The sequence below is a fragment of the Aquimarina celericrescens genome, from assembly GCF_042682765.1.
Lineage (GTDB): Bacteria > Bacteroidota > Bacteroidia > Flavobacteriales > Flavobacteriaceae > Aquimarina > Aquimarina celericrescens.
Genome location: NZ_JBHUHY010000003.1, coordinates 85,024 through 110,037 on the forward strand (window position 1 = coordinate 85,024; position 25,014 = coordinate 110,037).

27 protein-coding genes, 1 tRNA gene and 1 pseudogene are annotated in these 25,014 nt (G+C 35.6%); 11 read left to right on the top strand and 18 right to left on the bottom strand.

Annotated features, from left to right (window positions below; genetic code table 11):
* Nucleotides 1-56: 56 nt before the first annotated feature.
* The 11 genes from ACFSJT_RS04210 to ACFSJT_RS04260 form a co-directional block, all read right to left on the bottom strand.
* Entirely contained in the window at nt 57-272 is a 216-nt protein-coding gene (locus tag ACFSJT_RS04210; protein ID WP_378318970.1) for a hypothetical protein, read from the bottom strand.
* Between the two features lie 276 nt (nt 273-548).
* Nucleotides 549-1,244 (bottom strand): deiodinase-like protein, encoded by a 696-nt coding sequence (locus ACFSJT_RS04215; RefSeq protein ID WP_378318971.1) that lies wholly within the window; start codon nt 1,242-1,244, stop codon nt 549-551.
* A 43-nt stretch (nt 1,245-1,287) separates the two neighbouring features.
* Complete coding sequence (locus ACFSJT_RS04220; protein WP_378318972.1) at nt 1,288-2,235, bottom strand: lipid A-modifier LpxR family protein; 948 nt, start codon at nt 2,233-2,235, stop codon at nt 1,288-1,290.
* Nucleotides 2,232-3,302 (bottom strand): adenylate/guanylate cyclase domain-containing protein, encoded by a 1,071-nt coding sequence (locus ACFSJT_RS04225; protein ID WP_378318973.1) that lies wholly within the window; start codon nt 3,300-3,302, stop codon nt 2,232-2,234. The genes ACFSJT_RS04220 and ACFSJT_RS04225 overlap by 4 nt, the downstream gene beginning before the upstream one ends.
* Before the next feature lie 39 nt (nt 3,303-3,341).
* Nucleotides 3,342-3,530 carry a hypothetical protein gene (locus tag ACFSJT_RS04230; RefSeq protein WP_378318974.1) on the bottom strand — a complete coding sequence of 63 codons (189 nt, stop codon included), beginning with the start codon at nt 3,528-3,530 and terminating at the stop codon, nt 3,342-3,344.
* Between the two features lie 18 nt (nt 3,531-3,548).
* Nucleotides 3,549-4,883: a TolC family protein gene (locus ACFSJT_RS04235; protein ID WP_378318975.1), complete on the bottom strand. Its 1,335-nt coding sequence runs from the start codon at nt 4,881-4,883 to the stop codon at nt 3,549-3,551.
* Between the two features lie 81 nt (nt 4,884-4,964).
* A complete protein-coding gene (locus tag ACFSJT_RS04240; RefSeq protein ID WP_378318976.1) occupies nt 4,965-8,138 on the bottom strand; it encodes an efflux RND transporter permease subunit in 3,174 nt (1,057 codons plus the stop codon).
* A gap of 5 nt (nt 8,139-8,143) precedes the next feature.
* On the bottom strand, nt 8,144-9,238 hold the full coding sequence (locus ACFSJT_RS04245; protein ID WP_378318977.1) for an efflux RND transporter periplasmic adaptor subunit: 1,095 nt from the start codon (nt 9,236-9,238) through the stop codon (nt 8,144-8,146).
* Nucleotides 9,239-9,240: 2 nt separating this feature from the next.
* On the bottom strand, nt 9,241-9,684 hold the full coding sequence (locus tag ACFSJT_RS04250) for a hypothetical protein (RefSeq protein ID WP_378318978.1): 444 nt from the start codon (nt 9,682-9,684) through the stop codon (nt 9,241-9,243).
* A gap of 53 nt (nt 9,685-9,737) precedes the next feature.
* Complete coding sequence (locus tag ACFSJT_RS04255; RefSeq protein WP_378318979.1) at nt 9,738-10,163, bottom strand: MarR family winged helix-turn-helix transcriptional regulator; 426 nt, start codon at nt 10,161-10,163, stop codon at nt 9,738-9,740.
* 586 nt (nt 10,164-10,749) lie between these two features.
* Complete coding sequence (locus ACFSJT_RS04260; protein WP_378318980.1) at nt 10,750-11,307, bottom strand: hypothetical protein; 558 nt, start codon at nt 11,305-11,307, stop codon at nt 10,750-10,752.
* A 626-nt stretch (nt 11,308-11,933) separates the two neighbouring features.
* Here ACFSJT_RS04260 and ACFSJT_RS04265 point away from each other — a divergent pair.
* A pseudogene (locus tag ACFSJT_RS04265) lies at nt 11,934-12,170 on the top strand (Arm DNA-binding domain-containing protein); the annotation flags it as partial.
* 162 nt (nt 12,171-12,332) lie between these two features.
* On the opposite strand, the gene ACFSJT_RS04270 reads toward ACFSJT_RS04265, so the two are convergent.
* On the bottom strand, nt 12,333-13,115 hold the full coding sequence (locus tag ACFSJT_RS04270) for a hypothetical protein (protein WP_378318981.1): 783 nt from the start codon (nt 13,113-13,115) through the stop codon (nt 12,333-12,335).
* Between the two features lie 763 nt (nt 13,116-13,878).
* Here ACFSJT_RS04270 and ACFSJT_RS04275 point away from each other — a divergent pair.
* The 9 genes from ACFSJT_RS04275 (at nt 13,879) to ACFSJT_RS04315 (ending at nt 20,637) form a co-directional block, all read left to right on the top strand.
* The gene (locus tag ACFSJT_RS04275) at nt 13,879-14,988 is read left to right on the top strand and encodes a tyrosine-type recombinase/integrase (RefSeq protein ID WP_378318982.1); all 1,110 of its coding nucleotides are present in this window, start codon (nt 13,879-13,881) and stop codon (nt 14,986-14,988) included.
* A 296-nt stretch (nt 14,989-15,284) separates the two neighbouring features.
* Complete coding sequence (locus ACFSJT_RS04280) at nt 15,285-15,755, top strand: hypothetical protein (protein WP_378318983.1); 471 nt, start codon at nt 15,285-15,287, stop codon at nt 15,753-15,755.
* On the top strand, nt 15,752-16,204 hold the full coding sequence (locus tag ACFSJT_RS04285; protein ID WP_378318984.1) for a lipocalin-like domain-containing protein: 453 nt from the start codon (nt 15,752-15,754) through the stop codon (nt 16,202-16,204). The genes ACFSJT_RS04280 and ACFSJT_RS04285 overlap by 4 nt, the downstream gene beginning before the upstream one ends.
* Before the next feature lie 38 nt (nt 16,205-16,242).
* Nucleotides 16,243-17,292 carry a type I restriction enzyme HsdR N-terminal domain-containing protein gene (locus ACFSJT_RS04290; RefSeq protein WP_378318985.1) on the top strand — a complete coding sequence of 350 codons (1,050 nt, stop codon included), beginning with the start codon at nt 16,243-16,245 and terminating at the stop codon, nt 17,290-17,292.
* Nucleotides 17,293-17,865: 573 nt separating this feature from the next.
* A complete protein-coding gene (locus tag ACFSJT_RS04295; RefSeq protein WP_378318986.1) occupies nt 17,866-18,357 on the top strand; it encodes a hypothetical protein in 492 nt (163 codons plus the stop codon).
* Nucleotides 18,358-18,409: 52 nt separating this feature from the next.
* A complete protein-coding gene (locus ACFSJT_RS04300; protein WP_378318987.1) occupies nt 18,410-18,877 on the top strand; it encodes a hypothetical protein in 468 nt (155 codons plus the stop codon).
* A 12-nt stretch (nt 18,878-18,889) separates the two neighbouring features.
* Nucleotides 18,890-19,216 carry a hypothetical protein gene (locus tag ACFSJT_RS04305; protein WP_378318988.1) on the top strand — a complete coding sequence of 109 codons (327 nt, stop codon included), beginning with the start codon at nt 18,890-18,892 and terminating at the stop codon, nt 19,214-19,216.
* 27 nt (nt 19,217-19,243) lie between these two features.
* The gene (locus ACFSJT_RS04310) at nt 19,244-20,092 is read left to right on the top strand and encodes a hypothetical protein (RefSeq protein ID WP_378318989.1); all 849 of its coding nucleotides are present in this window, start codon (nt 19,244-19,246) and stop codon (nt 20,090-20,092) included.
* A complete protein-coding gene (locus ACFSJT_RS04315; protein WP_378318990.1) occupies nt 20,089-20,637 on the top strand; it encodes a J domain-containing protein in 549 nt (182 codons plus the stop codon). Before ACFSJT_RS04310 ends, ACFSJT_RS04315 begins: the two co-directional genes overlap by 4 nt.
* Nucleotides 20,638-20,668: 31 nt before the next feature.
* Here the strand turns inward: ACFSJT_RS04315 and ACFSJT_RS04320 are convergent, their stop codons facing one another.
* The 6 genes from ACFSJT_RS04320 to ACFSJT_RS04345 form a co-directional block, all read right to left on the bottom strand.
* Complete coding sequence (locus tag ACFSJT_RS04320) at nt 20,669-20,821, bottom strand: hypothetical protein (RefSeq protein WP_378318991.1); 153 nt, start codon at nt 20,819-20,821, stop codon at nt 20,669-20,671.
* Between the two features lie 385 nt (nt 20,822-21,206).
* Complete coding sequence (locus ACFSJT_RS04325; RefSeq protein ID WP_378318992.1) at nt 21,207-21,845, bottom strand: hypothetical protein; 639 nt, start codon at nt 21,843-21,845, stop codon at nt 21,207-21,209.
* A 14-nt stretch (nt 21,846-21,859) separates the two neighbouring features.
* Entirely contained in the window at nt 21,860-22,492 is a 633-nt protein-coding gene (locus tag ACFSJT_RS04330) for a hypothetical protein (RefSeq protein ID WP_378318993.1), read from the bottom strand.
* A gap of 50 nt (nt 22,493-22,542) precedes the next feature.
* The gene (locus ACFSJT_RS04335) at nt 22,543-22,830 is read right to left on the bottom strand and encodes a helix-turn-helix domain-containing protein (protein ID WP_378318994.1); all 288 of its coding nucleotides are present in this window, start codon (nt 22,828-22,830) and stop codon (nt 22,543-22,545) included.
* Nucleotides 22,831-22,925: 95 nt separating this feature from the next.
* Nucleotides 22,926-23,672, bottom strand: coding sequence for a hypothetical protein (locus tag ACFSJT_RS04340; protein WP_378318995.1), 747 nt, complete (start codon nt 23,670-23,672; stop codon nt 22,926-22,928).
* Between the two features lie 146 nt (nt 23,673-23,818).
* A tRNA-Leu gene (locus ACFSJT_RS04345) sits at nt 23,819-23,900 on the bottom strand.
* 156 nt (nt 23,901-24,056) lie between these two features.
* Here ACFSJT_RS04345 and ACFSJT_RS04350 point away from each other — a divergent pair.
* A complete protein-coding gene (locus ACFSJT_RS04350) occupies nt 24,057-24,998 on the top strand; it encodes a ribose-phosphate pyrophosphokinase (protein WP_378318996.1) in 942 nt (313 codons plus the stop codon).
* Nucleotides 24,999-25,014 lie beyond the last annotated feature (16 nt).

The following is a 25,014-nucleotide window of genomic DNA, read 5'->3' on the forward strand; positions in this document are numbered from 1 at the left end:
CAGTTATTTATTCTATTCTTTGATGATGAATTATTGTTATGAAGGCATTTCACAGCTTATTGAAGAAAAACAACTATAAGTTGCAATAGCCAAGAAATTATTGCTACAAGCAAACCAACGTGATGCAATTGTGCCAGCCGAATCACGCCACGGTTTAGCACTTTATATTCAGCGTTCGAATCGATTTTGGCAACACCATCTATCCTGTTTTTCAGATGAAATATGAGATATCCAAGTCCGGAAAAGAATATGACCAATAGTACGAGTGACATCGTACTTTTTAGCAAAAAATACTGATAGATAATAAGGGTCGCTGAGCCTAACATTGAAGTTACCATCATGGGCGGCAATAGGGTTATCAAACGTTTTAACTGACCATGGATACTTCGCATCAGCGATTCGTTGGGGAAGATTTTCTTTGAAGATAACATATCCTTCCAAATGGGTTTTTCTATCATCGACAGCACATAAAAAATTCCGGTAGCATAGGAAAGTAATAAGATTATTAGGTAAGGAACGAGCGTTTTCATCATATTCATTTTTAAAGATTAATACAGGTTTCCGGCTTTCCAATGCTTCCAAAGCAGTTCTGGCAATTGCACTACAAAATCATAGAGCGACACCCAACCGCCTTTAAGAAGCGTTGTAAACGATTGTCCAAGACCAGGTTTTGCCGGTCTAAATTTCAAATCTTCCGTCGGTTTTTTATGAAGAAGATTGGTTAGGATATCGCCCAGGTAATCTGTATTGTTCCATGGTTTTACGAACAGGATAGCGCCATCGGTATCGATGACATAAACACTATTTGGAAGTTTCCCATATATCTCATGTGCTTCCCCGTCAATGTCATCGACTAGTATGGTTCTTTTGTCATCATAAAAGCGGGCAGCTTCTTTTGCTGCAGAAACTTTTTCGTCAAAATCTTTATGGCATGAAATATTATTACCAGGATGGGCCTCACGTACATAGAGAACAACGAAATTGAACTCTGGATATTTACGGGCCAGCTCTTGCATCGGGGTAACGTGTCCGGCATACATAGGACAGGTAATACTGCCCATTTCTACGACTAGAGGCTTATCTAAAAAATCGGATAACCTCTTTTTTTGACCCTGTATACTCAAAAATTCAAAATCCTGGTATGTATCCCCTTCCTTTAATCCCGTAAAATCCTTGAACTGATAGAACTTTGCCTTAAAGTTGGAATAATTGTAATCACTTTTTGTTACTTCTATAGTTTTCATATGTTTCAGTTTTAAATACATGTTTTTATTTTTTTTAGTTTACTTAAAATCGTTGTGCAAAACTTAATGTGGCATAGCGGTGTGTATCCCCGCTATTGAGTTCCCCTGTGGTCAAATGGTATTTGAACTCGATGCTCGTACCATTTTTCAAGACACAGAAGCCAAAGTAGCCGTTGAAAAGGATGTTATTGATTTCATCTTGTTCAAAAAGGGAATGGTTGTCGAAAATATTACCTTGTACTGTGGCATCGTATAGCGAGAATTTTGCCCCGAAGCCTGTATCGAGATAATATTCAACTTGTTTTCGCTTCCCTAATAATTGATTGTCCTGACCTACCGAGTATTGTATGGGCTCAAATTTTCCGAAACGGAAATGAATGGCAGGTTTTATATAGGTGTCAATATTTCCTATTGAACTATTTATAGTACCATATATATCGAGCAGTTTGGTATGCTTGAGGTCAAAACCATAATTGGCTCTTAAATTGATTCCCAATTGATCCGGTATCTGATTTTCCCAACCTTGAAGTTCTACGTCGCCTGTAATTTCCCTATGGAACCAGTTTTGGATATCATCCGCTTGGGAAGACGATCCCAGAACGCCTACATCAAGACCCAGATGAAGAAACGATTTTTCAAAGGCCAGGGCGGTAGTGAAATTGGCATAGGACCAGCCGGCATAAGGGCGTTCTTCGTTCGGGTCTGGACTTCCGTCACTTAGATAATCCGGTGTATACGCCTCAATATTCAAATTTACCTCACTGTAAGACACTAACTCGGTCTTAAATAGCTTTGTTATAAAAGTCTCTTTCTTATTACGCCATCTAAAGCTACCATTGATGCCGTAGGTGTAACCACGGTCGGTACCTGTATAGATAATGAGAAAATCGTTGTTGTGACCTAGTTCTATTTCGTATTGATAAGTATCTTTTTGTTGTGCTTTTACTGCTATACCTGATAGTAGTAAAAGACTCAATACCATTGTTTTCATATCGCTTTATTTAAGTGAAACATGGATGCACTGTAGACAAGACTGGTATTGTTCTTACCACGCAGTTTTAGTTCCGTTAATAATTCGGGTTGAAAGCCGATTTTGACATTTAGGGACTTGAGATAAAAATCGGTACATAAAAATGAGGTTTTCAGCTTTTTGCAATGCCCCAACAATCTGGCTGCTGTATTGAGTACATCACCATGGTAGGCTACTGATTTTTGTTTTCTTCCTACCAAGGTCGCCGAAACTTCACCACAGCTCACACCTGCTTTAAAAGAGGGCTCAACGCCGAAATGCATGATATACTCTTCCTTATGGTCAATTAGCTTTTCACGAACCGTTTGGAACATTGTTACCGCCTTACCCGATACGTCCTCTTTTGTTTTCCAGGTGTGTACAACTTCATCACCCACAAATTGATATACTTCATATTTAAAAGGTTGTAGGGCTTCAAGAATATCGTTAAAGCATTTGTTTAAAAACCTACTGTATCTAACGTGTCCCAAGCTTTCAGCAATACGGGTACTATTATTTAAATCCAGGAACATGAAATAGCGTTCTTCGACCAATGGATTGGAATATTTTCCGTATAGATAATTGAGAAATACTGTTTCGCCGAAAGAGATGCGCAACTGCCTAACAAAACTCATAGCCATACTTAAAAAGAAACAATGGACAAGAAAAGAGACGAACACGCCAGAACCGGCAAATAAGAATGCTTCTGAAATGGCTTTGTTAAAGAGATAATCTGCCAATACCCATAGGTACAAGATATTTATCTCAATACCTGTAGTCACAATAAGTATGATGACACCAAAAACCCAGACAATACGACGCTGCCATTTCATTAGCCGTAGTGCTACAAAGGGTTGAAATCTCGTTTCAATCCAAATCGTTTTAAATCCGAACAACAGGCCTCCTGCCGTAGTTTTAATATAAGCTTCACTAATTTCAAAAGGGCGGATACCCTCGTCTGAAAATATAGTGACCAAGCCAGCTGTTTTGAAGTATACAAATAAGTTGTATCCCACAACAAAGAAGAGTAGAATAATGATGTATTCCATCCAAATCGATATGTCCTTATTCTTTATCATTTTTAATAACTATTTGTGTTTGTAGCAGTCAACAGGCTTTTCGGCACGAGGAAAAGCCAAGACTGCACTTCGGGTAACAAGCAACTCAAAAACTGACCAACCAAAAGAATTACTTTGTATGGTTCCCCTTATCGGTGCCTTCGGATTTTCTCGTACGGGGAATTTAACCCAGTATTTACCACGTTTGCTATTAATCATCTCGTGGTGTTATATCATTTATTCTAACTTTAACATAGCACCGGTAAGCTGTAACAATTCTGCTTCTTTTTGCTTTACGGTATAGGTTGCCGTGACAATTCGGGTCTTGGCCGAGGTTAAATCCAGCTGTGCCTCACGCAGTTGAGTATTGGTAATCTGTCCGTTTCTGAAGTCTATTTGGTTGCGCTCAAAGTTCTGTTCAAAAGTCTTGAGGTTTGAACGTTCAATATTCAAATCGTTCAAGGCCTGCTCGTATTCTGTATACGTATTTTCAAAATCTTTGACTACCTGTAGTTCCGTTTGGTCAATCCTTAATTTTTCTTGGTCAATCCTGATTTGTGCATTTTGAATCTTTCGGTTGACACGACTACCATCAAAAATATTAAGCCGAACACCGACACCCACGTTCCAGCCATCCAACTGCTGGGATAATAATAGATTGGCCTCATTGGTCTGGTCAAAATAGCTATATCCACCGTGTAGCAATACCTTTGGGTAGCGCTCTGCCTTAGCTATCGATAGTTCGCTTTCCGAAATCTCAAGACCCTGTTGGGATAGTTTTAATCGGGCATTGTTTTCTAGAACCTTTGCTTCTAATTGCTCTTTATCTATAAAGGGATAAAAATCGACTTCTTCATCAACGCTAAATCCAATTTTTGGGGAGCGCCCCATAAAGGCGTTCAGTTCTGCTTGTGCTGTTTTGTAACGTAGTTGATTCTGGCGCAATGCCGCACTATCATTTTTCACGGCTACTTCGGCATTGAGCACGGTTGTACGATTACCGGCACCAAAATTGAATTGACTTTCCGCTCGTTGCAATCTTTCGTTGCTGATATCAAGCTGCTCTTGTGCTATGACGAGATTGGCTTGTTGGGTGGCCACGTTTAGGTAGAAAAAGGTTGTATTCAATACGGTATTTTCTATACGATAGCGGGTCTGTAAGGCTGTAGCTTTATTTGAATTTTTGAGCAGTTTGAGCCTGTGGTGCCCGCCAAGACCATCAAACAGCGTATATTCCACATTAACGGAAGCACTAATTTCCTCGGTTTCTGCAAAATCTGCCCTAATGGACTGCGTATCACCACTACCGTCAAAGGCCGCAAATTCAATTTCCGTATTGTTCTCGCTATAGTTGTATCCCCCGACAGCATAAATGCTTGGTAACAACCCCGCATTGCCCGCTGTGGCATTATTGGAAGAAACAACGGTGTCCAATTGTGCAATCTGGATATCGTGGTTCTCTTGCAGGGTTATCCCTATGGCATCCGCTAGGGTAAGTTGGTCCTGCGCCTGTACTTTCAAGGCCAAAAAAACCATCAAAAGCATTGTTGTTGTTTTAATTTTTGTTTCCATTATATTCATATTAATATCAGGTAGTTCGCTATAGAACTAATTAATTGGGATACAAGCTCCCTTGGTTTTTGTTTCATGTTGTTATTCTTCCTTATTTGCCATTGCAAGGCGTACCGCTGGTTCCAATTCTCTTCTTTGTACATCTTTTTTTCCCTGCACTTTCTTGGCCCAGAACACCCTGAATTTGTTTAGATTAATCAGGAAAATAGGCATCAGGAACAGTACATTGAACAGACCGAATAGTAGTCCATAAGCAATTGCAATCGCCGGCCCTTTAAGGAACTGTGCGCTTAAACTAGTTGAGAAGATAAGCGGCCCTAGACCTGCAACTGTGGTAATCGTGGTCAATACGATAGGTCTGAAACGGCTGTAGGCAGCCTCTTTGACGGCTTCCATAAATTCCCTTCCTTCCTTGAGTAAATCATTGAGTGTTGAAATATAGACCAGTGTGTTATTTACAAAAACACCGATTAGGGCTATGGTACCGATTAAACTAAAAATGTTCAATGCCTCACCGTGAATAAGATGTCCAATGATAACCCCTGTCAAAGCAAATGGAAACAACAGAAATATCATAATGGCCTGTGCGAAACTGTTACAGTTAAATACAATCAGCGAGAAAATAAGTAACAAAATGATTGGCCCAACAACTTTCATCGCATCGATGAGCTTGAATGCCTGACGGCTCTGCCCCTCTACGGAATAGGTAACCGATGGGTATTTTTCTAGGATAGGCGTCAGGACTTCGCTTTCGATTTGGCCAATGACCTGTGGCGCCGAAACATCCTTGTTGGCCACATTGGCTTCTACACGTATTTCGCGCTGGCCATTAAGATGGTCAATCGTCAGGTTGCCCACGGTTTCCTCTATATAGGCCACTTCACTTAGCGCATAACTGCTACCGTTTTTGCCGTTGATGCGCATATCGAGCAGCTGTGCCTTGTTTTGGCGACCCTCTTCAGGATAACGCAGCCAGATTTCGACTTCCTCATCGCCGCGTTGCAAACTTTGTGCTTCCACTCCAAAGAATGCGGAACGAATCTGTGCCATGACTTCTGAAAGACTGAGGCCCAATAGTTCGGCATTCGGTTTTAGGCGCACCTGATATTCGGTAATGCCCTTTAGGTCGGTATCGGAAACGTCCCGTAATCCTTCTACATCACGCATCGCTATTTTAAGGTCTTCCTTGGCGGCACGAACTTCATCGAGATTGTAGCTTTTTAGCGCGAAGGATACCGGAAGGCCGAAGAGTGCCGACGTTGCCCCAAGCCCGTAAATAAGACGTGTGGCTTCAGGGATTGCAGGGGCTTCCTCGGCTATGGAATTAGAGATATCGAACGAGCTTATGCCTCTTTCTTCTCCATTTAGAAATGTAATTTTTAATTCGCCTTGATTGTCTAATGGCCCTGTAATAACTTCCACAAAGCGAATAATATCCTTACCATCTTCTCGTCCTTCGGAATAATCTTCGTTGACTTCCCATACAGCTTCTTCTATGGACATCAACTTTTGCTTGGTCACTTCTACAGGTGTTCCTGGTGGCAGTTCCATCTCCACAAATACGGCATCATCATCAATGTTGGGAAAAAAGGTGAAGCCCATCACGCCAGCAGGAATCAAGGCTACAGAACCTATTAGCAATCCAATAAAAACTACAACAGTAATCAATCTTGAAAATTTATTCTTCAATACGGTTTTTGAAAATGCGGGCATATAAAGTTTACTGCGCATCCATTCCATTGCATTGGTGAACCATTTTTCTATTTTAGTCAATTTGATATCTTCTTTGATACCTTTTGCGTGACCTACATGACCGGGCAGAATAAAGAAGGTTTCAATAATCGCCATTATCAATACCGCGATAACCACGAACGCGACCTCTTGGAAAAACTCACCGACCTGTTCCGGAAGGAAGAAGAACATTGCGAACGCGGTCGCCGTTGTGGACAAAGAGATGATTACGGGCGACAACATTTCCATAGTTCCGTCCAATGCCGCTTTTAATGGTGGTTTGCCAAGTTCCTTGGCGTGATGGTAGATATTTTCGCCGACTACCACGGCATCATCCACCAGAATTCCCAGTACAAGAATAAATCCGAAGAGGGAAACCACATTGATGGTCATATCCTGAATGTCCGTCAAAAGGAACATTCCCAAGAGCACGATAGGTATTTTTACCGCCAGCCAAAAGGCCAGATAACGGTCCAGGAAGAGTGCTAACACTAAGAGGACAAGGATGACACCTGTAATCCCGTTTTCTATCATTGTACCGATACGGCTTTTTAGGTTGACCGTACCATCTTCCAAAATCAATAATTCTATCCCCTTACGGGTTTCATTATAGGTGTCGATATAGTTCTTTACGAATTCGGCATTTGCCAAAATATCTTCAGAATTGAGCGTATAAACACTCATCGTTATGATAGGTTCACCCTTAAAATATCGACCAGTGGCACTGTCCTTGAACTGGTCTGCCACATCGGCCACATCCTTTAGATAAACGGTTTGGCCATTGTCGCCTGCTGAAATGATTATGTTTTTTAGGTCATTGGCAAAGTAGCCTTTATTGTCCGTTTTAATATTGATGACCTGCGCTTCATTTTCTATAGTACCACCAAAGGTTTCCAAATTAGCTTGTCTAACTGCAGCACTTACTTGTTGAAATGTTAAGTTGTACCGACGCAAATCATTTTCGCGCAAGCGGACCTCAATTTCTTCGTCAGGCACACCTTGTATCACTACCTGCGAAAGTCCAGGTTGCGCCAGAAAATCGTCTTCTATCTGTTTTGCAATATCTTTTATGGCGGTAAGTGGCATATCCTTGGCCATAATGCCAAAGCTAACAGTGAGGTCTTGCGGGTCGCGTTTCTCGACCGACGCCGATTCTACACCAGCTGGAAAATTAGTTATCTTATCTACAGCATTCTTTACCTCGACGAGCATTTTGTCTGCTTTGGCCTCTTCGGTAAGTTCTACGTTTATTGTGGCAAGATTGTCCTGAGAGGTAGACGTTACGCGGTCTATGCCTTCTATACCTTCAAGATTGTCCTCAATTTTGATGGTAATTCCTTCTTCAACTTCCGAAGGACTGGCACCAGGGAAGGCCACGCTTACATCTACAAAGCGTGTTTTTTGCTTCGGGAAGTTGGTGTTCTGTGTTTGACTCAGTTTTAAAATACCTAAGCCTACAAGCAGGAACATCATTAAATTGACCAACGTGGGTCTTTTTATAAAATAATTGATTGCGCCTTTCATCAGTATTATGCTTTTGGTACTGCCTTTATTCCGGCAATAGGATTATTAGTTTTTTCAGTAATCATCTGGTCGCCCTTTTCAAGGCCCGTAATGATGCTTTTACTTTCTTTGGTCTGAAGCACTTCGATTTGTTTGGCCACAACTGTAGAATCCTTGATGACATAGATTCGGTTTTCACGAGAGATCAAATGTTTATCCACTTCAATCGCGTTATTAAATGCACCCTTGACAAAATTTGACTCTACATACATTCCCTCTTTTAAACCTTCCCCAGGAACTTCTAAAAAGACATTGACCGCCTGGGTAGCCGCGTCGACGGAAGTACCGAGACGTTTTATTTTGGCCATAACCTTTCGGTCGATGTTGCGCACATACAATTCTACCTCTTGTCCTACTTCAAATTCCTTAATGTCATTAGCGGTAACGGCTGCTTTTACCTCATAGACATCGGTTCTGATAAACTCACCCAACTTTGCGCCGGGACGCACCAAGTCGCCCGCGTCTATCATCGCCATAGTGACGCTACCCGAAAAGGGTGCATAGATGCGATAGTCCCGTAAGGTTTCTTCCTGGCTTTTAATAGTGTAGTAAAGGTTATAGATGTTCTTGTCGTTCAAGAAGTTTTTCAGCTGTTGGTTGGTAGCTTCCGGTAAAGTGGGCAAAGATTTTTCTACATCAATTTCCTGAAGGAACGTATTCCATTTGGGAAATTCATTGGGATAATCCAACTGCACATCGGCCATTGCATTGACAAGTGCGCTTACAAATTGACTTTTCTGTGCATTTAGGTTATAACGGAACTTGTTATCGTCCAAGCTCAATAAAAGTTCTCCTTTACGGAAACTTGTACCTTCTTTAAAGGTTTTTCTCATGTTTTGAGCCCTCCCCTGAACTTCGGCGATGATATCTACTTTTTGAATCGGTACGATACGTCCTGTAAGATTTAAGGTATTTTGAATCTCAGCTGGCTCTGCTTTTACAGTTTGAAACTCTTTGTAATCTTTTTTCTTTTCTTGCTTCTTTGGTTGCTTTTCTCCGCAGCTCATTAGAATAAGCGATATGAAAACTAACCAAACGAAATAATTGCTGTTGTTTCTCATTTTTAACACTTTTGATTGTTACTTTTATTTTTTAAAATGTTATTTATTAACACTTTAAGTCCTGATTTGGTAACTGTTTCAGAAATACCAAGTATCATATTATTGTCGTCTATAACGGCCATTTTAGGTTGGTTTCCGATATTGAATGCATCGTAGAGTTCACCATCCAAATCAAGAATAATCTCCCTGTCGCTCAATCCCATAGGAACTAATTTTGTTACGATTATCGGATTCATTTTCTCCAGATGGTTATTGACCACATAGTCAAATAAGTCATAGGTGGAATAAGCACTTTCTATCGCTGGTTTATTTCCTGTAAATAGAAAGAGGTGGTGTGTTTTTCTTTCTAAATATTCGTTGATATTGGATGCCTTGCCATTGCATGCGATAGGTGCATTGATAATTTTATTTCCTATACCGTTTTCTTTTCCTTTCGGGCTAATCATATTCAATTATTTTATTTAGTTCTTTAGTGAACTATTAAGTTTATATAAAAAAATTAAAGCATTTTTTCGGTCAACTCCTGCATGATGTTCACCATCATCTGCAATTTTTCCCTATCCTGACCCTCCAGTACCTTTTTACCTTCGGATATGATGATGGATTCTCCCTGTTCTACCAAGATTCTTCCTTTATCTGTCAAATAGACTTTTTTGTTTCTACCATCTTTTTCGTCCGCTATACGGGCTATCAGTCCTGCCTTACCCATTTTGGTTAAAAGAGCAGTTATTGCCGACTTTACCTTCAAGGTCTCATCTGCCAGAAATTGTTGGTCCGTGCCCTCATTGTAACGTATTAGCATCAATAGACGCCACTGCTCAATAGTGAGTCCAAAAGGTTTCAATAGCGAATTAAGCTTGTTTTGTAAACTCCAAAAGAAGCGCGTGCTTGTTCTTCCTATTTCTATTTCCAAAGGTAATTTCATAATCATATTAATTTTCTTGCTACAAATATAATACATTAGTTCTTTAGTGAACTATTTAAATTGTGCTTTTAACAAAAAATTAAAATTTTAAAGAAATAGAACATTGAATCTAAAAGCTAAGATTAAGGAAGAGGTATCTGCGTTTAAAAGATAGATACAAACAGTTAATGAGGCATATAATTATAATCTATCTAGCATTGAAGAATGTGTACACATATCTAGGAAGTACCTCAATAAATTAAGAAATCTGGTAAGAGAGTAAAAATTCAACTCAAAAAAAGATAAAATTTTATTCTTAAGGAACAAAAACCCTTTGTATAGTAGATTAAAGCTTTACGTTCTACCATATCATCACAAAACGCAAAGTCCCTTGTTTCGCGAAAGCTTCAAGATCAGTATCTCATGAAAAAAATCTGAACTTGAAAGTTGGTAATTTAGTTTCATTTGTATTTAGGTATTTGTATAAGATTAGTTGTGTTATTTAAGCACATAACTTAGCAAATACAAACCGAATAGAAAATTCGCGAGGATTTTCGTAAGTACACTTGCACTAGTAAATAATTTTATATGCTGTTACCTGCTGGCTTTATTCTTTTTTATTTTCGGTTAATAACTCTCTTAGAGGTTGTTTAAATTTTTGATAATTCTCGGGCATTTGTAAAAAAGGCTCTACTGTAAAACTAAATGTTCTATCCCCATTAAAAACCCAATAATTGCCAATTAATTTTCCGTCTTTGGTTTTGATGTTGTGTTGTGGAATATGGTTGATAGAAAATTGATTTTTTTCTGTATTATACCAAATACCCATCTTTCGTAAATCTTTTTCATTTGAGTAGGTAAGTGTTAAATTTGGTTGTATTTTGTTTTTTATAGGTGTAAGATTGAAATTTTTCATAGGAAAACTGTCCAGTTCTTTTGACCAAGAAGTTTTTCTTTCTTTCCAATAATATAGTTTATCCCACTGTTCCAATACAAGTGTATTATCTTTTTCTGATTGAATAACAGTAAATAGTTTTTCTTGAATGATTTCAATTTCCTTGTTTTCAGGAAATACCGTAACTGTAGTTTTATCAGCGGCAATTCTTCCATCCTCGATTCCAAAAAAGGATGACAAGGCGAAGAATATTATTTTTATTTGTTCCATTCATTAATGTTTAAATTAAACTTCTTTCCAGCTTGCAGGTAACTCGTTATATAGTCAATAAATATACTATTATCCCTGTAAGTGGATATGGATAAAAGTAACTTTTCAAAAGTTTCATTTTTTCAAATTCAAAAAAGCGGACTTAAACACGATTTTGGCTCTAGAATGAGGTGTTCTTTCCCAGAGTATAGGGAAAGGTTAACGGAATGGAAAGCTAAAATTGAGGATTGTCTCCAAGACCTATGTAGTGAAGCTCTTTTCCAGAAATGTAGCTTTTTGCGAAATGCAGGAAAATGTGCTGAGTGGGATTAAAAATAATTACAGTATATCAAAAACTATTGATCAAATTCCCAAATAATAAGATTTAATAGTATTAACAAATAATCAAAAGTGTATAATTCAAATGAGATACATCAAAAGGACAAAATGTCGTACCTATTTTGTAACAAAACATAAAAAAGCTTAGGTTTTCATCTAAGCTTTTTTCTTGTACATCGGGTGTGAATCGAACCCACACTCCCAAAAGAACCGGGTTTTGAATCTTTGCTCTATATTGCAAACTATTTTTTTTATAAAAATTACTAATATTTGCAAAACGCCTTATGTGAGTACAGAAAAAAGCAAATGGCACTTACCCGATTACTGTGAGAGTTACAAAGGATAGGAAATCAAGTTATCTTTCTTTGAACTGGATAGAAGAAAAACATTGGAATGCCACAAAGAGCAGAGTTAAAGATTCTTATCATAGTGCAGCTAAGATAAATAGTCTGATTCTTAAAAAGCTCAGCAAAGCTGAAGGTGCAATGTTGGATTTTAAAGATGGAGACCCCCTGTTAACGCGAACATCTTGCTCGTGCCGGTAAGAGTAAGAAGACGATGCTTATGAAAAGATACGGTATTTGAAAAATGAAACGATAATAATGAAGTACACCAGGATATGAGCGAGACGCTCGTACCAGCGGGGAGTTATTAGCATAAATACTTATAAGATGATCTGCTTATAAAAGTTTTATTGAGATTATCTACTACATCATAAGACAGCTGGTAGGATCGAAAACATTTTTACAGCGCTCCTCATCATCGAAACCTATGAGACAACACTCACGCAAACCTGCACAACGGATCAAGAGTCTCATATTTGTATGGTGAGCATCCATATCCAAAGGACAAGGTATACTACCATCTATGCCACACATTCTTAATAATAAAAATGATCTATCTACACACCACGCCATACATGTCTCAAACTCTTGAGTACAAGTACACTCTCTATTACCCGGCGGGCATACATCTGGGTTTTTATTGTTCTTATTGTGACCTTGAGAAACCTTAGAAGTATTTCTATTTTGTACATTTGCGCCATTAAAGGTATTAACAAAAAGTCTTACAACATTACTAATCTCTTCCTCATCAAATTGATAACGCCCGGCTAGATTGCTCCATTGTTGATATAATAGCTCGAATGTTTCAAGATAACTATCAACATCGTCAAAGCCTAGGTTATTGGCTAGTTCTAAAAGTTCTTCATCTGTCAAGGGAGTGTCTTTATCAAATAGCTCTTGAATTCTAGATAAATTAGTACTATTAGTATAGATGGTTTTAATTCCCGAAATATACTCTTTAAAGACCATATCTTCTGATAGATCCTCTAGACTGCCAGTGTTTTCTTCTGGTTCTGGGTCGGTATTATTCTCACTATCGCTACAACCTGCAATGAGGCAGGTACATAAAATAATTTGTATCAATAATATTGCTGTTTTACCCATGATTATCAAATGATTTTTTTGAAATATAAGAATTGTTTTCATAAAATAAAAGACTGTGCATGAATTTAAAATACTAAACTATACTACACTTACAGTGTAGGGATTTTGATTCGCAAGGTATTGCTATTTACTACCTGTTAAACAGTTACTTGGTATAGGTACAGATTGCAGACAACCTCTAACGTATATCTTTTGCTTATTAACAGTTTTGAAAAACAGATTTCTTCGATTTACTGAAGTGCTGCGATAAAATCACAGTATTTTAAGCCCAAATCTGGGACCAATAAAATTGTTTCAGTCAGAATAACGACAATATCTCAAAATAAAGCTACTCTAGAAAACCTGAACTAGTTGCCAAAAAAAATAACAAACCCTAATAAACAAATGTTTATCAGGGTTTCTTGTACTCAAGGTGGGAATCGAACCTATGCAATATTATGAAAAATTATAATCCATTATGCATTATTAATTGTTGATAATCAATTATTTATACTAATTATTACTTAACAGCATAATTCTTATTAACGCAAAAATGTGGGGGATTGGCGGGGGAAATTAATATCTTTGCAATATACAATAACATGCTATGGCAACGATTAGAATAATTGGAACACACACAAAAGACAAAATATCATTATATATACGGGTGAGAAATGGAAGAAAAGCGGATGTATCGTATAAAACCCCTTATAAAATTGATAAGAAATCGTGGAGCGATAAAAAACAAACTATTAAGGCAACCTCAACCCCTCTTAAAAAAATCAAGAACAAACTAGATTCTCTTGTAATTAGAATCCAGGAACGAATGGATGAAGATGCGCATAAAGGAATAGATATCAATAGCAGATGGGTGAAAAAAGTAGTTGATGGCTTCTTTAATAATGATAACAATGGTCTTTCTCCTTATATCATTGATTGGATTAATCATATTATAGATAATCATAAAACCATAAGAACGGTTCAAGGTAATATTGGTATTTCTGCAAATAGATTAAAGGCATATAAAACCCTGAAAAATTTGGTTAATGATTTCCAAGGCAGGAGTATGTGCAAGGTGTTAGAGGTTGATCAACTTTTTTACGATGATTTTTGCACTTGGTTGATTTCCAAAAAATACAGCGATAGCACTCTCAAAAAATATGCGGATGATTTAATAGCCGTTTGCAAATTTGCTAAAAGACAAAAAGTTGTGTCAAACCCAGAACTTTATGAAATTACAAAGTATGCCATAAAAAGAAAAGAACCACTTACTCTTACTGATACCGAACTTCAAAAAATAAAAGAAGTTAACCTACCCAATAATCACCTTGAAAATACTAGGAAATGGATACTTTTGGGTTGCACCCTAGCGCAAAGAGTAGAAGACCTCCTAAATATTGACGAAACTAATTTTAAGCACGTTCCTGATGAAAATGGCAATTTAGTTGAAGTAATTCATATAATACAATCCAAAACTGGGGCGGAAGCTATTTTCCTAGCTGAGCAAGTTAAAGAGATTATTAAAGATGGTTTACCTTACAAAATATCTTCACAAAAATTGCGAGATTATGTAAAAAAAGTATGTGAATTAGCAGAAATCAACAGCCCAACTCATGGAGAAATAATTAAAATAATTAAAGTTGGGAATAAAGAGGTTAAGAGAAAAGTTAAAGGAACTTATCCTAAATGGATGCTTATCACTCCGCATGTTTTTAGAAAAACCGGAGCCAGCTATTATAATTACAAATACGGAACTACCGTGGCAAAAATTCATACTGGACACATAAAAGATGAAACATTAAAAATTTACGTAAATGATAATCTTAGTAAAAAAGTCACAGTCCTTTTGGAAGCTCATAAAGAACAAGGATTAAAAGAAAAAAGTGTATCGAACAAAACTATATTAAAGGTTATTAAGAATGCATCTGGAAAATAACTCCTATTTTAAAATAACACACAAGAAACCCTTAAAACTATTGAGGGTAAACTGCATCCTGTTTTGCGAATAATTAGCTAACTTTAATATCCCACATTTAATCAAATACCCAAAATTACCCCTATAGCATTAAGAATAAATTGATATTGTGGTTTTCCGCAAGGAAACTATTAATTATTACAATAGTTTAGAGCGATATTATTTATCACTTTAAAACAACAATACAACCCCTAATCAAACCCAATATGGACGTTAACGAAAAAATAGTAAATACCTGGTTACAAAAATGCCGAAATATGTTTACTCTCAACACCCTTTATTTTAATGGAGATGAAAACAAAGACAATAAAGATGTAGATATCTTGGCTATTGATCCCTTTAACAATATAGCTTGGGATTGTGAAGTAAAACTGCGCACCGGAACCTCACGAATCTTAGAAGGAAGTAACAAAAAAACTATTGGTTTTTTAAAATTTGTAGAGGATTATTTGTACCCAGATCGTAAAAGGGTCATACTAGAAAAAATACCGGAATCCTATATAATAGAGAAAGTGTTTATTACTACAAGCAATTTTTTTGGAACATCAAAAGAAAATCAAAAAAAGTGGAAAAACAGATTTAAAGAACACGATATCACAGTTATTTTCTTTGAAATTATTATGGAAGATCTTAATCAGTTTGCCATTAAAAGCAAAATATCTTCGGATGAAATTATACAAACTATTAGACTGCAAAACCTTTATACAAATAAACACAAGACATTATGAAAAAACTATCCTATTTCCCGCTAATAATCATAATAATCATACATCTTGTTTCTTGCTCCTCTGATGATTCTCCAGACAATTCAGCTGATCAAAGTCTAATTTTAGGAAAATGGCAACTCGTAAAAGTTACTAGAAGTACTGGCGAAATAACTTTAAGCGACTGTAGAAAAGAAGAAACCCTAACCTTTTCTGACAATGGTAACATAGAAAATTATTATGTAGATAACGACCCTTGCGATTATAGCACAATAACTTTCCAATATTCAGTTAATGGTAGTGAGCTTACTTTTTCTATTCCCGGAGAAGGAGATAATGGAGGTACATACATTTTAAAATCCCGTATGCTCTCTTTAACAGAGAATAAATTAGAATTTCAATCCTTTAATGATAACGAAATAGGGGATTTTCCTGATAGCCAAAAAGAAACACAGGAGTACACCAAAATTTGACCTACTTTAAGGTTTTTGAAACTCATAAATGTAAATATGTGAAAACATATCAAAAAAACGGAAAAGAACATTATCTCTGTCAAATTCGTAAAAAACTAATTCTTTGCACTCCCGAAGAAACAGTGCGACAGGAATTTATACAGCAACTGGTAAACATTTACAAAGTCCCTTTTAATTTTATTGAAACAGAGGTACTTTTGTCAAATAGAAAGAGAGCCGATATTTTGGTCTCTAAGGAGTTTAAAGAAGGAAGACTAGAAACCCCCTTAATACTAATTGAATGTAAAGCTTCCAATGTACCACTTACACAAAAGGTCTATGATCAGGCAGAAGGTTACGACAATTTTTTAGAACCTGAATTTATGATTATCACCAACGGGATAGAAACAGAATTCTACAAATGGGATGAACACATACAAGAACGTAGACAAATTAATGAATTACCAACTTTCCCGGAGATTGTAAATCTTCCAAAATTAGATTATTCATATTATGAATATCCAAAATGGACACGACCAAACCACCTCAACCCCACACAGTTTGAAATTAACGAACTATCTTATGAAATTGGCGAAGCCTCAAATCCTAGATTGTATTCTTTGTTTTATAATTTGATCGGATTGTTTTTTGATGAAGAAGACAGTCCAAAAAACTTATCTTTTTCTGACCGTGAATTTATTGAAGACTTAGGGGTAAGATATATCACTTTTGGCAATGCCGGTGGTGGTGGATGGGCAGGTGATTATCGCTCTTTTCTAGTACAAGACAAAAAAGAAACCGAAATTATTAGCTTATCTATAATGGGAAAAACTAACGATAAAAAGAGAGGTTACACAATGCTTCTTGTTGCCATAGACAATGCGGAAACAAGCAATCTATCTTTACAATATGCTATTGATAGATTTATTGAAAAAGATAAAGAGATATACTCCTTTTGGCACGATGGTACTCTGACCGCAGGAAATAAGGGAAGGCTTAAAAATCAAGTTGTAATTGACTATGTGAAAAGGAAAAGCCCAAAACTAGTTAAAAATAATAAGATTTTTTTAGGCAAATTAGGCAATTCTAAGCCTTTTAAAATGGGATAATGAAGATGTAAACATATTTGTGTCAAACATCATTGAATATGCATTATTGCGAAACGAAATACGAGAGTTTACCTAAAACTAAGATAAATGAAAAAAACAATATTACTCTTATTCATTTTTACGTCTTATTTAGCTTATAATCAAGAATCCATAGACGAAATTACTGGCTTTAAGTATATAAAATTTAATGATCCTATAAAAAGTTATTTCAACTATGACTATGTTGAAACTAGGGACAATACTTACTTATAAAGTTGTTCAGAGAGTTTTAGAAAATATAGCCATGTTACTTTTGATGAACTCTGGCTATCTTTTAATGACAATAATTTATTTGATGGTTTTTTACTAAAGATTGACCTTCCATCCCCAGAAAGGCACATAGAGTGATTATGCTATTAAAGGACTTGTATTCTTATGAGCTAAAAGAGCCAGTTCAAAAATTTACAACAGACAAAGGATACGGTTATGCTTGGCTGGGTAGTGAAATAAGTCTAATGTTAGAAATAAAAATTACTCAGACCGCTAATTTTATACACTTATATGTATCAAAAAAATAATTAAAACTCAATATTTATGAAAAAAGCAATTTTAGCAATAGTGTTTTTAGCAACTACCATTTGTATAACAGCACAAACCGCGCCTACAGGAGGCAAGAAAACTTTAGAAGTAAAACAGACTTTTGAAGGTGAGTACAATCAAGATGTACGACAAGGCACAGCATCTAACGCAGTAATTAAAGCAATGAAATCCAGAGTGCCTAAAAAACTCGCTAAATACGGGTTCACAGATATTACCATTATAGACATAGGACAAGCGAGAGTGCCAGAAAATTGGACAGATAAGCTTGCCCAAGTAGCAGGAGGTAATAAAGCCGTTGGAGAAGCTCAACTACAACAAGCAGAAACTTATAGCGAAATAAAACAAGCGGTAGATAAAATGCATACACCGGACGATTACGATAATTGGCAGTTTCAGGTAAACTTTAAAGATAATATTACCGATAAGATATTCAAAGTTCGTTTATCTCTTACCTACAACCCTAAATACATCATCAAAGAACAGTAAGGAAATGAGAAACTACAATTCTAAACCTAAGTTCTAACAAATCCTATATATTATGAGAAGAGTAATTTTATTATCTATAATTATTTTAGTATCCTTTACCGGTTTAATTTATGGACAAAAAAAGGTAAAAATCCCAAATGCTGTTAATTATGTTATGAGCCAGAAGAATGGTGTAACTGCATCCGATTTAAACTATAACATAACTGTTACTTATGATACGACAACCCTAACCTACAGACTGAGAGAAAATAGTGCTTTAAACAAGAATTCGGTTACTAAAAAAACAGACAGGTATGTTATAGCAAAAAACAGATATGGAAATTATACCTTTTTCGACATCAAGAAAAAACAACTTTATTCAATTGATTATTATAAAAGTAGATATATCCTAGCAGGATACGGGCAATCAAAAGATGACATCAAACAAGTTATATCTGAAATGATGAAGAAATTTATCAAAGGGGAATCCCAAAAAGATGTTATCCAACACTTAATTAAACAAACAGAGTATGACTTTTAAAACCCTACGATAATGAAAAAAAAGACCTTCATAACAATCCTATTAGCCTGTATTTCTCAAATCAGTTGCAACAACTTAGAACTTCCAAAAGATTTAAACTACACAGTTACAGAACACCAAATAAAAAGCAGTGGAACAAAAGCTAGTATTCACATATTCTTAAACAAAGAGTTCAATGAAGATGTCTTATCAAAGATCTGTGATAAGCACCGTGATAATTATGATGCAAAAAACTATTTTGTTACTTTTTATCTGGACAACAAGCAATTTAAACGTTTTAAATATCTGGATTATAGTAAAGAACCTGAAATACTTGACTTAGTTTTTGACTATGAATAACAGCCATATAAATTTTAAGCCCAAATAATGAGAAAAGTATTTTTAGTTATAACCCCCGTTTTGATTGTTGGATGTGTCTCACAATCAAAATATGATGAAGCCCTAAAAGAAATAGAAACCCTTAAAAAAGATCAAAAAGAGATAATTATAGTCGCTACCGAAGGGACAAACGATACGATTGTGTTTCGGTCGGGTAAATTAAGTTATAAAGAAGTTTTAGAAAACACCTCTAATCAAAATAATACGGACACAACCAAAAAACGATGGATTAAGGAGCATAAAAGTTTTTACAGAAAGCTTACTACGTTAGAAAAACTTGGAGATGTTGCAAGCGCAGTCCCTTTGGCTGAAATAAACCCAAAACATATCATAAGAAAAGAAAAACCTAAACCCTCAAAAAACCTTAAAAAAGATAAAAGTAACTGGATTACTAAATCTTACGAACATTTAAAATATTCCTATCCCAAAAATTGGGTTGAAATGGACTATATCAAGGCAAAGAACAACATCAGCTATGGCGCTATGTCTTTTGACTTAGGAAAAACAGTACAGTTCTCTGTAATAGAAATGCCAAATCAAACCGGAATGGCAGATGCAAAGAATATAACCAATGATCAAATAAAAACAGTAATTCAAAACCTTTTTAGCCCTAATAGTCATTTTCATAAAATTGGTAGTAAGAAAATTGATAATATTAATGCCAAATATGCTAAAGCCTCTGTAACCGGTAGTAATGACAAAAAGTTATCAGCAATAAATTACATCATTTTTTATGATAATAAAATGATCATTATTCAAGGAATATATACTACAAAAAATGAAAAGGAGTACTTACCGATTCTAAAGGAAATTATTGGTGGAATTGATGTTATATGAGAAACTATTATAAAGATTTAAATATCAACAACCAAGCTTCTTTAAAAGACATTAAAAAAGCATACAGAATATTAGCCAATAAATATCACCCCGATAAGAACAAAGAAAGTGATGCTGCCACAAAATTTATAGAAATAACAGAAGCGTATGAGGTTTTAAAAAACAGCGAAGAAAGAAAACAATATGATTTTTTGTTTAATGAGTTTCATAAACAAAAAGGGAAAACAACTACAAGTGCTCAAAATTATAATGAAAAAAGTAGTAAATGGGAACAATCTGGTAAAACAAAAGCAAAAGAATACTCAGAACTAAATTTTAAAGATTTTAAAAAAAGAGCCTCAATTGACGTAAACCTTGTAAGTGGATTACTAATTAGTCTCATAGTACTTTTAAATGTTGTTGGATTTGGTTATTTGTTAGCAACAAATTTTGAAAAATTTCAAAACAATTCAGAGTATTTTATAAAGAAAATGCTCTACGTAATTGGACTTTCTATTTTCGCTATCTATCTAATAACAAAAAAGAAAGAAAGTTCAAAATCATAACCTCATGAATAAAACAGCTCTACGATTATTCCTATGCTTCTCGCCTCAATCGATTCTCTTCTAAAACCTCTTCTACTCTTTTCCTATAAGCAGGACTTACTTCCATTTTGTTTAGAATTGCCAGTATAGCTCCTTTCTTTTGTAAGGGAGATAATTTTTTTGAGTTTTTGTTGTTACAATCCATTTTTTTCGTCTATGCTTACACAGTTAAGATCAAAATATACAAGAAATAATCCATACTCCTCACATACCCAATTAGAAATGTTTAGTATATACCAAATCAATACATATTTGTTTTTGCCGTCTTAAAATTATACAACCTGTGAGGCTTACAAAAATAAATGTACTATCTGTTTTTGAACATGAGACGGTATAGTAGTTTATATACAATTTCTGCAATTAGGAAAATAGATTTAAACAAAGGGGTGGGGTATTTTTTGAGCTTTTAATTGTAGATGTTTTGAGTTTTTGACACTAATGTATTTACAGAACTGTAAAAACTTATAGTACAACCAAACACAGAGCAATAATAAATTTTTCAATTACCTACAATATTTAAACAAAAGAAATTATTTTACATTTATTCCTTTTACTTCTCTAAGCAGTAAAGGCACTATATCAAAATCACCTAAAAGATTATACTGCCCTGGTCTGTACCTACAATGCTCACTTACTCTATAGTTCCGTTTATAGTCACGAATATTATGCGCGGCTTCTCGCTCCCTAACTTCTAGAGGATAGGCTGCCCATTTTTGGGTAGAATGTATCCCCATAATCTTTCTATATAGATCAGGTTTATGTTTTCTACAGTATCTAATTCCTGTTTCGGTTAATGTATCACTTTTATTATTTTTATTAAAAGCAAGACTAACTCCAGTAACCAAACACACTCCATATTCTTTTGTGCCATTTCCAATTATACTATTGCTATAATTAGCAAGAAAACCCTTATGTATACTTTCTGGTACAAGTGTGGAATCTGCACAATTTTTTAAACATTCTAGCTTTTCTACTATTTTCCCTATCAGAAGGTCTCTTATGTTTTTTTGATCACGACTTAAAAATGAACAATACTGATTTTTATTATTATTAAAAGTATTTCGGCTGCTATTAAGATACTTGCGCCAGGTATTAGGGTTGAGGTATTTATAGAAGTTCTTTTTCTCCTTCTTATTTAATTCTGGGGCTGCGGAATTATCTATAATCAAAACCTCGTGAAACTCTATATCAAAATATGATCAGCTAGTGTTTCATAGATTTGCAAGTTAAGTAAGTCTCCAAAGATTTTAATACCAAGTCGATTGATGTATTTACTTTGCTTGCTTTTGACCTCAAACCTAAAAGTATTGGGATGATGCTGATTATCATATCCGGGAAATACCTGCAATCCTTTTGCATAAGCTTTAATCATTTTGTAATCATTCGCTTTGCCGTTTTGTCTTATCTTGCTGCTTATCTTGGAGTAAGGTAAGTTCTCCTGAATACGAAAGAGGTTTTTTCCATGATACAGAATACTATCAAGCAATTCTTTAACATAAATTGGTGAGATTACGTTAACCCCAAATTCTAGGTTAATAACGGGGCATTCCAATAACTCCTTTCGAACTTCCCTAAAAACCTCTAAAAAGTCACTTAAAACACCTATACAATCGTAAACCGTAAAATCATTAGAGTTATGAAGATTGTCATTAAAAAAATAGTGAGGCTTAAAATATATCCATAGGCACTTTTCGTGAAAAACAAAGGTGATCCCCTTATACTCCTTTGTTATTACATCATACTCTTGGTCACTTCGTTTTATTTGCCGGACAAAGACAAGTTTTTCGTGATTAAGGAAGTAATCCCATACCCTCATATCCGTAACAAGTATTTTAAGATAATCAATCATCTTATAAATAATAGTTGTTACTTCTCATTAAGACTAACCGCCAAACCCTCTACTTGCTCTCGGTCAAAATATACCCTACCACCTACTCCCAAAGGCGAAAGTATACCATCTTTTCCCCAGCGGTAAACAGTAGAAAGATTGACATTAAAATAATCCGCTACTTCCTGTTTGGTCATTGGTTTTTTGGGATTATCAGTAGATTTAGAATCTTCTTTTTTATCCTCGAGAAGTTCAGCGGTTCTTTGCGCTGTTTTTTCTACCAATTCCTCCGGTGTAATCTGTACAAATTGAATATTTTGTTGCATTTTTCTGTAGTTTAATATTATGCAACAAAAAAAGCGAGGGGGAATCCAAAAAAAATCCCCTCACTTTGATTAATATCTACCTATATGATTGTAAACTATATGATTTTCAACAACTTTCTTGCTTCTGGCAACCATTTTTCCGTTGGATACCTACCAGAACTTTCTGTACTACTTTTATTTAGAATGTTCAGAAACCCTCGTACATCTCTCGAGTGTACTCCCGTCATTTTTGAAATAGCCTTATAATAATCTTTAAGAGATGAACGATATAAGTTCTTCATAACTTCTGTATCCAAAGAACCCGCTTCTACCATCAAAGCAATTTTCAAAGCATTTGTACTTCTATCCACATCATCTTCCTCCAGACCATCCGTTGGTATATTTACCAAATCGTAATCATTACCAGACTTAAACATCATCAAACCATCATCGTTAAACCGTTTTTGGATATACTCCAACTTTTCGGATCGGGCTTGTTTCAATAATTCTCTATTCAAAGACGACATCATAAAAGATGGATAGCCAGAGTTTACCTGATTTATTTCTGCATTGTCAATAACCTTATAATCATTCTCCATCAATTTCTGAAGTGTGATTCCAGGATTCATAGTTCGTTTTACAGATTCAAGACGATCAGAAAGTGTTTTCTTATAAACCGGAAGAGCACAGGCAAAATAGTAATAGCCCTCCTCGTCACTTTTCACAAACAATAAATGAACTAGTTTATTTATTTCATTTTTAATCTCCTCCATCCTCTCTATATCTATAGGATTTAAATCATCATATTCGAATTTTAATTTCATGATTTTTTGTTCGATATCAGCGCAAGATTCTGGTTTCATACCATAGAGTTTATTAATGCATCATAAAAGTATAAAAAACCTACGGAGAATAAAAAACGATATGTATTGTGGGAGATATGTGGGGTTTTTCAGAGATAAAAAAAGACTAAAATATTGATTAACAATATAATAGTCTTTTTTATCAGTACTCAAGGTGGGAATCGAACCCACACTCCCGAAAGAACTGGATTTTGAATCCAGCGCGTCTACCAATTCCGCCACTTGAGCATTAATCCTTGAACTGGACGGCAAAATTAAAAAATTATTTATTCCCAACCAGCAAATAAGTAATAAAATAAGCCCAAGAGTTGAAATAAATTTTTAAATTTGCACCTTGTTTTTAAAAAATAAGTTTTAACTCATTATTAAACAATAGTTTACCCTATGCCTACCCCAGTTACAGAAGCAAAATTTTTTACATGTAATCAAAGCACTGAGCTTGCAGAAAAAATAGTGGCTGCGTATGGCGCAAAATTGGGTAACGTAATTACATCTACATATAGCGATGGTGAGTTTCAACCATCTTTTGAAGAATCGGTACGAGGTTCTAGAGTTTTCATCATAGGATCAACACATCCTGGTTCTGACCACCTTATGGAGATGTTATTAATGCTGGATGCGGCAAAAAGAGCTTCAGCAAGGCATATAACGGCAGTAATACCCTATTATGGCTGGGCACGCCAGGATAGAAAAGATAAACCCAGAGTTCCTATCGCAGCAAAATTAATTGCTAAAATGTTAGAGACAGCTGGGGCAACAAGAATCATAACGATGGATCTTCATGCAGATCAAATCCAGGGATTCTTTGAGAAACCAGTAGATCATTTATTTGCTTCTACGATTTTCTTACCCTATTTGCAATCCTTAAATTTGCAAGATCTTACTATCGCTTCTCCAGACATGGGAGGTTCTAAGAGAGCTTATGCATACTCAAAGGCATTAAAAAGTGATGTCGTGATTTGTTATAAACAACGCGCCAAGGCCAATGTTATATCGCATATGGAGTTGATTGGTGACGTTACCGGAAAAAATGTGGTCTTAGTAGATGATATGGTAGATACTGCTGGCACCCTAACCAAAGCAGCAGACTTAATGATAGAACGAGGAGCAAAAAGCGTACGTGCAATTTGTACACACCCTATTCTTTCGGGAAGTGCTTATGATAGGTTGGAAGATTCAAAATTAGAAGAATTGATCGTAACCGATTCAATTCCTCTAAAACAAAAAAGTGATAAAATTAGAGTGGTAAGCTGTGCAGATTTATTTGCCGATGTAATGCACCGAGTGCATCATAACGAGTCTATTAGCTCTAAATTTATAATGTAAATTAGTAATTAATAAA